Source organism: Salinivibrio sp. MA427 (genome assembly GCF_001996115.1).
GTDB lineage: Bacteria > Pseudomonadota > Gammaproteobacteria > Enterobacterales > Vibrionaceae > Salinivibrio > Salinivibrio costicola.
Map to the genome: position 1 here is coordinate 1 of NZ_MUFH01000137.1, position 6,574 is coordinate 6,574.

Consider the following 6,574-nt stretch of genomic DNA (forward strand, 5'->3'; position numbering starts at 1 on the left):
ATATTCAATTTAGCGCGTTATTTAGGGATAAATATGAAAAGCGACCTCTACCAGCAATCACTGCTCACCTTACTCGACTTGTCACCTCAGCAAATCCACGATCTGATTGATGATGCCGCCGTCCTTAAAGCGGCCAAAGCCTGTGGTGAGGAAACCCCACAGCTGACGGGCAAAAACATTGCGCTGATTTTTGAGAAAACCTCAACCCGCACCCGCTGTGCGTTTGAAGTGGCGGCGTTTGATCAAGGCGCACAAGTCACGTATCTCGGCCCCAGCGGCAGCCAAATTGGCCATAAAGAGACCATGAAGGACACCGCGCGGGTGTTAGGGAGAATGTACGATGGCATTCAGTATCGTGGGTTTGGTCAAGAGGTGGTGGAAACCTTAGCCGCCCATGCTGGTGTGCCGGTGTGGAATGGCCTTCCGATGACTTTCACCCCACTCAAGTGCTGGCGGATTTACTCACCATGCAAGCGCACAGTGACAAGCCGCTCAATCAAATCGCCTTTGCGTATTTGGGTGATGCGCGCAATAACATGGGCAATTCGTTGATGGTGGGCGCGGCCAAAATGGGGATGGATTTACGCTTGATTGGTCCTAAAGCCTATTGGCCTGAGGCGGATTTGATTGCCGCCTGCCAAGATATTGCCGCCAGTACTGGAGCAACGATCACACTCACGGAAGATACGGCGGCGGTGAAAGGCTGTGATTTTATTTATACCGACATCTGGGTGTCGATGGGCGAGCCAGAATCGGTTTGGGCGCAGCGGGTGGCGGATCTCACCCCTTATCAAGTCAACCCCGGTTTGATGGCCGCCACCGAGAACTCAGATGCCAAGTTCATGCACTGCTTGCCCGCGTTTCATAATGACGAGACCGGCGTGGGTAAACAAATTGCCGATCAATACGGGCTCAATGGCCTGGAAGTGACTGACGCGGTATTTGAATCAGCGCAATCGATCGTCTTTGATCAAGCCGAGAACCGCCTCCATACCATCAAGGCTGTGATGATTGCCACACTCGTCAAAGCAAGCGCGTAAACGATTGCACTTTTGCTTGCACAGCACAAATAGGGGCGTATAATTCGGCCAGATTTCACTACACGGCCAGAAGTTATGTTGGTTATTCCACCCACAAACAGCGATTTATCCGCCCCATCGCGGGACGGCATTCGCATTGGTCGTGATCGTAAAAGCCTCCGTTTCGGAGGTTTTTTTTTGCCTGTAGCACACTGCAAAGAAAGGGACTCGCGTTATGGCCAATACGCTTTATCACAAACATATTATTTCCATTCCCGAGCTCAGCCGCGACGAGCTAGAGTTAATCGTTGCCACGGCGCGGCTCGGTAATTGGCTTTCCCGACGGCGGCAATACCTCGTCAGGCAAAAAAGGCGAAACCTTGGCCGATTCGGTCCGTGTGATTTCTTCTTACGTTGATGGCTTTGTCATGCGTCACCCAAAAGAAGGCGCTGCGCGATTAGCGTCGGAGTTTTCTGAAGGCGTGCCGGTGGTGAACGGTGGCGACGGCGCGAATCAGCACCCGACCCAAACCTTGCTCGATTTGTTCTCGATTTACGAAACCCAGGGCCGCTTGGATAACTTAAATATCGCCATGGTGGGAGATCTCAAATACGGCCGTACCGTGCATTCGCTGACCCAGGCGTTATCAAAGTTCGAGGGCAACCGCTTCTTTTACATCGCCCCGGATGCACTCGCCATGCCAGAGCACCTGCTTGATGAGCTTGCCGCGGGCGGCCACCCTTATAGCCTACACAGTAGCATTAGCGATGTGGTGCCTGAGTTAGATGTACTTTACATGACACGGGTGCAAAAAGAGCGCTTTGATGAGTCAGAATACGCCCACATTAAATCAGCGTTTATTTTAAGTGCCGGCATGCTGCGTGATGCCAAGCCGAATATGAAGGTGATGCATCCGCTGCCACGCGTGGATGAAATTACCGTTGATGTCGATAAAACCCCGCACGCGTATTACTTTGAGCAAGCAGAAAATGGGGTGTATGCCCGAGAGGCTCTACTCGCGCTGGTGTTAAATGAACAGGTTGAAGGAGTTGCAAAATGAGCACGGATAATAAACTACAAGTCGAAGCGATCTGCCACGGCACTGTGATTGATCATATCCCCGCGCACATTGGCTTTAAGATCTTAAACCTGTTTCAAATGCATGGTAGCGATCAGCGGATCACTATTGGTTTGAATCTGCCTTCGTCGGCGCTCGGCAGTAAAGATTTGATCAAAATCGAGAACGTGGTGATCAGCGAAGATCAAGCCAGTCAGCTTGCCCTGTACGCGCCACAGGCAACGGTGAATCAAATTGAAGATTATCAAGTGGTCGCCAAGCTGCCGCTGACATTGCCTGAGGTGATTCAAGGGGTGTTTAGCTGCCCAAACTCTAACTGCATTACCCATGGCGAGCCGGCTGTCGATAGCTCATTCCGAGTGCTCACGGAGGCCGACGATGTGAAGCTCTGCTGCAAGTACTGTGAGAAGGTATTCTCACGCGAGATCATGACCGAGCGTCACTAGTCCTCGCTGTCTAACCCTAGTGCGAGGGTGCTCGGTTGCGGGCGCGCTTGCACTGCGCGGTCGGTGCCGGCTCGAACGTCTCGTCCTCGAACATCTCGTCATCAGCATTGGCGTAGGCAGGCTCCATTTCAAACATGGTCCCGGCGCCATTTTCACGCGCATACAGTGCAAGCACGGCTGCCATTGGCACCATCACTTGCTGCGGTTTACCGCCAAAGCGCGCGTTAAAACACACATGCTCGTTACTGAGTTCAAGATTACCGACTGCTCGCGGGGCGATGTTCAGTACAATTTGCCCGTCTTTAACGTAATCAAACGGTACTTGCGTTCCTGGTAAGGTCGCATCGACCACAATGTGTGGCGTGAGATCGTTGTCCAGTAACCAGTCGTAAAACGCCCGAACCAAATAAGGACGGCGCGGTGTCATGGCAAATTCAGATGTAGACATTATTGACCTGTTAGTCGCATTTCACGTTCAGCTTCTGTCAGTGAGGCGAGAAACGAATCACGCTCAAACAGACGCGTCATGTAGTCTTTGACTTGCTTCGAGCCCTGACCGGTCAGTTCGATACCCAGTGCAGGTAAACGCCATAAAAGTGGCGCTAAGTAGCAATCAACAAGGCTAAATTCTTCACTTAAGAAGTAAGGATCTTCGGCAAAGACAGGCGCCAGAGCCAGGAGCTCTTCACGTAATTGCTTACGGGCTTTATCCGCCTCATCCGCACTGCCCTGCATGATCTGATCCACCAAGGTATACCAGTTACGCTTAATGCGATACATCATCAAGCGGCTTTGTGCACGCGCGACAGGATAAACCGGCATCAATGGCGGGTGAGGGAAACGCTCATCCAAGTATTCCATGATGATGTCTGCGTTATACAGCGCTAACTCACGGTCAATCAAGGTTGGAACAGAGTTATAAGGATTTAAGTCAACCAGATCTTCTGGCAGATTATTCGGATCCACCAGCTCGATTTCTACACTGACACCTTTCTCTGCGAGGACGATGCGTACCTGATGACTATATAAATCAGATGCGTCAGAGAATAACGTCATCACCGAGCGTTTATTGGCAGCAACAGCCATCAACCCCTCCAGGATGTTCAATATCAATAGAAAGCAATGGGGACTCAAAGCCCCCATTGCGGATTAGCAACACACTAGATTAACCGATCAGTGCACATCGCGCCAATATTCTTTCTTGAGGAAGTAAGCCAAAATCAAGAATACCACGAAGAAACCGATCACCCACCAACCGAGTTGCTGGCGCTCAAGCTTCACCGGCTCACCGGAATACTCGAGGAAATTGACCAAGTCTCGGACGGCATTATCATACTCGCCCTCACTCAGCTCGCCATTGCCGTCAGACTGCAGGCCGACAAATTCCTCAACCGGCTCACCATCCACCATGCGTGTTTCGTACACTTTACGTGGGGTGCCTTGAAGCTCTTCAAGCACATGCGGCATGCCCACGTTAGGGAATACCGTATTGTTCACGCCAAACGGACGCGATGGGTCAACATAGAATGAACGCAGATAGGTATAGATCCAGTCAGTACCACGTACACGCGCGACCAGCGTCAAGTCAGGCGCTGGCGCACCGAAGTACTGTGCACCCGACTCTTGACTCATGGCGTTAGTCATTAACTCACCATAGTCCGCATTCTTGTCGACAATCAGGTGTTCTTCCATCAAGTCTTGTGGAATGTTCAGATCTTCTGCGACACGCTGATAGCGCTGATACTGCGTGGCATGACAGCCGAAGCAGTAGTTCATGAACATTTTTGCGCCACGTTGCAATGAGGCTTTGTCCGTTAAATCGTTGTTGGCGTCGTCCAAGTGAACGTTACCGCCCGCGGCCATTGCCAAAGAGGGCAACAGCGCGCACAAGATTACAATCCATTTTCTCATTTGAATGTCACCCTCTCTGGTAGCGGTTTTGTTGCCTCATTTTTGCTGTAGAAGAACAACAGCACAAAGAACATGAAGTAACAGAAGCTGAAGATCTGCGCCAGCAAGGTGTACGTTGGAGTCGCTGGCAACGCGCCCAGAATGCCGAGAGCTACAAACGCAATCACAAATTGCACAATGTTTGCCAAGTGCAGTTTGCTACGGTAGCGATACGAACGCACGCGACAACGATCTAACCATGGCAACAAGAACAGCACCACAATCGACGCACCCATGGCGATAACACCAATCAGCTTGTCAGGAATCGCACGCAAAATTGCATAGAAGGGCGTGAAGTACCAAACCGGAGCAATATGCTGAGGGGTCTTCAGCGGGTTAGCGGCCTCAAAGTTCGGTGGCTCAAGGAAGTAACCGCCCATCTCAGGGTTAAAGAAAATCACATACGCGAACAAGATACCAAACACACCCACGCCAATGAGATCTTTCACCGTGCCGTATGGATGGAAAGGAATCGAGTCGATGATCTTATATTTTTTGGTGTAATCAGGGTGGAACGTAAACTGTGACTGCTGGCCATCGTCATCCGCTTCGCCTTTAGGCAGTTTGGTGTCGATACCATCTGGGTTGTTGGAGCCCACTTCGTGCAACGCTAGCACGTGCAACGCGACTAACAACAGCAACACAATCGGCAAGGCCACCACGTGAAGCGCAAAGAAGCGGTTCAAGGTTGCGCCTGATACCACGTAATCACCGCGGATCCAAAGCGTTAAGTCATCACCAATCACAGGAATCGCACCAAACAAGGAGATGATAACCTGTGCCCCCCAGTAAGACATTTGTCCCCATGGCAGCAGGTAGCCCATAAAGGCTTCTGCCATTAACACCAAGAAGATCAGCATCCCAAACAGCCACAGTAGCTCACGCGGCTTCTGGTACGAGCCATAAATGAGGCCGCGGAACATGTGCAGGTACACCACCACGAAGAACGCCGAGGCCCCAGTGGAGTGCATATATCGGAGCAGCCAACCGTACTCGACATCACGCATGATGTATTCAACAGAGGCAAACGCACCTTCCGCTGAAGGGTTGTAGTTCATGGTTAGCCAAATCCCGGTAACAATTTGGTTAACCAGAACAATCATCGCGAGCACACCAAACATATACCAGAAGTTAAAGTTCTTCGGCATTGGGTACTCGGTCATGTGCTTGCGATACGCATTCATCGCGGGAAGGCGTTTCTCAATCCAGTTAGCAAAACTTTCCATTACGCAGCCCCCTCATCTTGTCCCACCAGCACTCGCTTGTCGTCCAAGTACATATAAGGTGGAACGACCAGGTTAAGTGGTGCAGGTACGCCTTGAAAGACACGTCCAGCCATGTCAAATTTTGACCCATGACACGGACAAAAGAACCCGGCTTTCACTCCACTCACTTGCTCACTGAAGCTGTCTGGTAGATAGGTTGGTGAACAACCAAGATGGGTGCAGATACCAACCGCGACAAAAATTTCAGGTTTAATAGAGCGGAGCTGGTTGGTTGCATATTCCGGTTGTTGCGGCTGTGCTGATTGCGGATCGCGCAATTGGTCTTCAAAGCTTGAAAGCTCCTCAACCACGGCGTCGCTACGGCGCACAATCCACACAGGTTTTCCTCGCCACTCGACACGGATCATTTGTCCGTCTTGCAGCTTACTGATATCGACTTCGACCGGCGCGCCCGCCGCTTTGGCTTTCGCGCTTGGGTTCCATGACTTAATAAAAGGCACGGCAACTGCTACGGCCCCTAAACCGCCAACAACTGACGTCGTCGCAGTCAGGAAGCGGCGTCGGCCGGTATTCACTGGCGCATTGCTCATCCAACATTCTCCCATGTGCTCCCGCTTGGATTTTTATTTTGTCCTTTGCGTCCATGGAGCGTACGGCTTACTTAAAAACGAATATGTAATAACGGCTGACTGGGATCAGTTCGATTAAATCTTAGCTGCTATTACGTCGGCTAGATGATAGAGAAAACCCTACTTTTTGACAAGATAAAGCTACCTTTTTGTAACAAATGTGAGCGGTGTGCACAGAATTATGTAAAGGGTAATAAAAATGTTGGAAAGTGCGCGCTTATACAC

At 50.9% G+C, this 6,574-nt stretch carries 6 protein-coding genes and 2 pseudogenes; 3 read left to right on the top strand and 5 right to left on the bottom strand.

Annotation, left to right across the window (positions count from 1 at the left end):
- Positions 1-33 precede the first annotated feature (33 nt).
- From argF to pyrI, 3 genes and pseudogenes are all read left to right on the top strand, one after another.
- Positions 34-1,040: pseudogene (gene argF / locus BZG79_RS09710) on the top strand (ornithine carbamoyltransferase).
- 214 nt (positions 1,041-1,254) lie between these two features.
- Positions 1,255-2,080: pseudogene (gene pyrB, locus BZG79_RS09715) on the top strand (aspartate carbamoyltransferase).
- On the top strand, positions 2,077-2,544 hold the full coding sequence (gene pyrI / locus BZG79_RS09720; RefSeq protein WP_021022651.1) for an aspartate carbamoyltransferase regulatory subunit: 468 nt from the start codon (positions 2,077-2,079) through the stop codon (positions 2,542-2,544). The pseudogene pyrB and the gene pyrI overlap by 4 nt, the downstream one beginning before the upstream one ends.
- Positions 2,545-2,560: 16 nt before the next feature.
- On the opposite strand, the gene sspB is transcribed toward pyrI, so the two are convergent.
- From sspB to petA, 5 genes are all read right to left on the bottom strand, one after another.
- Complete coding sequence (gene sspB / locus BZG79_RS09725) at positions 2,561-2,992, bottom strand: ClpXP protease specificity-enhancing factor (protein ID WP_077774283.1); 432 nt, start codon at positions 2,990-2,992, stop codon at positions 2,561-2,563.
- Positions 2,992-3,630 (bottom strand): stringent starvation protein SspA, encoded by a 639-nt coding sequence (gene sspA, locus BZG79_RS09730; protein ID WP_021022653.1) that lies wholly within the window; start codon positions 3,628-3,630, stop codon positions 2,992-2,994. Before sspA ends, sspB begins: the two co-directional genes overlap by 1 nt.
- An 87-nt stretch (positions 3,631-3,717) precedes the next feature.
- Positions 3,718-4,455, bottom strand: coding sequence for a cytochrome c1 (locus tag BZG79_RS09735; RefSeq protein ID WP_021022654.1), 738 nt, complete (start codon positions 4,453-4,455; stop codon positions 3,718-3,720).
- Positions 4,452-5,720 carry a cytochrome bc complex cytochrome b subunit gene (locus tag BZG79_RS09740; RefSeq protein WP_077774284.1) on the bottom strand — a complete coding sequence of 423 codons (1,269 nt, stop codon included), beginning with the start codon at positions 5,718-5,720 and terminating at the stop codon, positions 4,452-4,454. Before BZG79_RS09740 ends, BZG79_RS09735 begins: the two co-directional genes overlap by 4 nt.
- Complete coding sequence (gene petA / locus BZG79_RS09745) at positions 5,720-6,310, bottom strand: ubiquinol-cytochrome c reductase iron-sulfur subunit (protein ID WP_021022656.1); 591 nt, start codon at positions 6,308-6,310, stop codon at positions 5,720-5,722. The genes BZG79_RS09740 and petA overlap by 1 nt, the downstream gene beginning before the upstream one ends.
- Between the last annotated feature and the right edge of the window lie 264 nt (positions 6,311-6,574).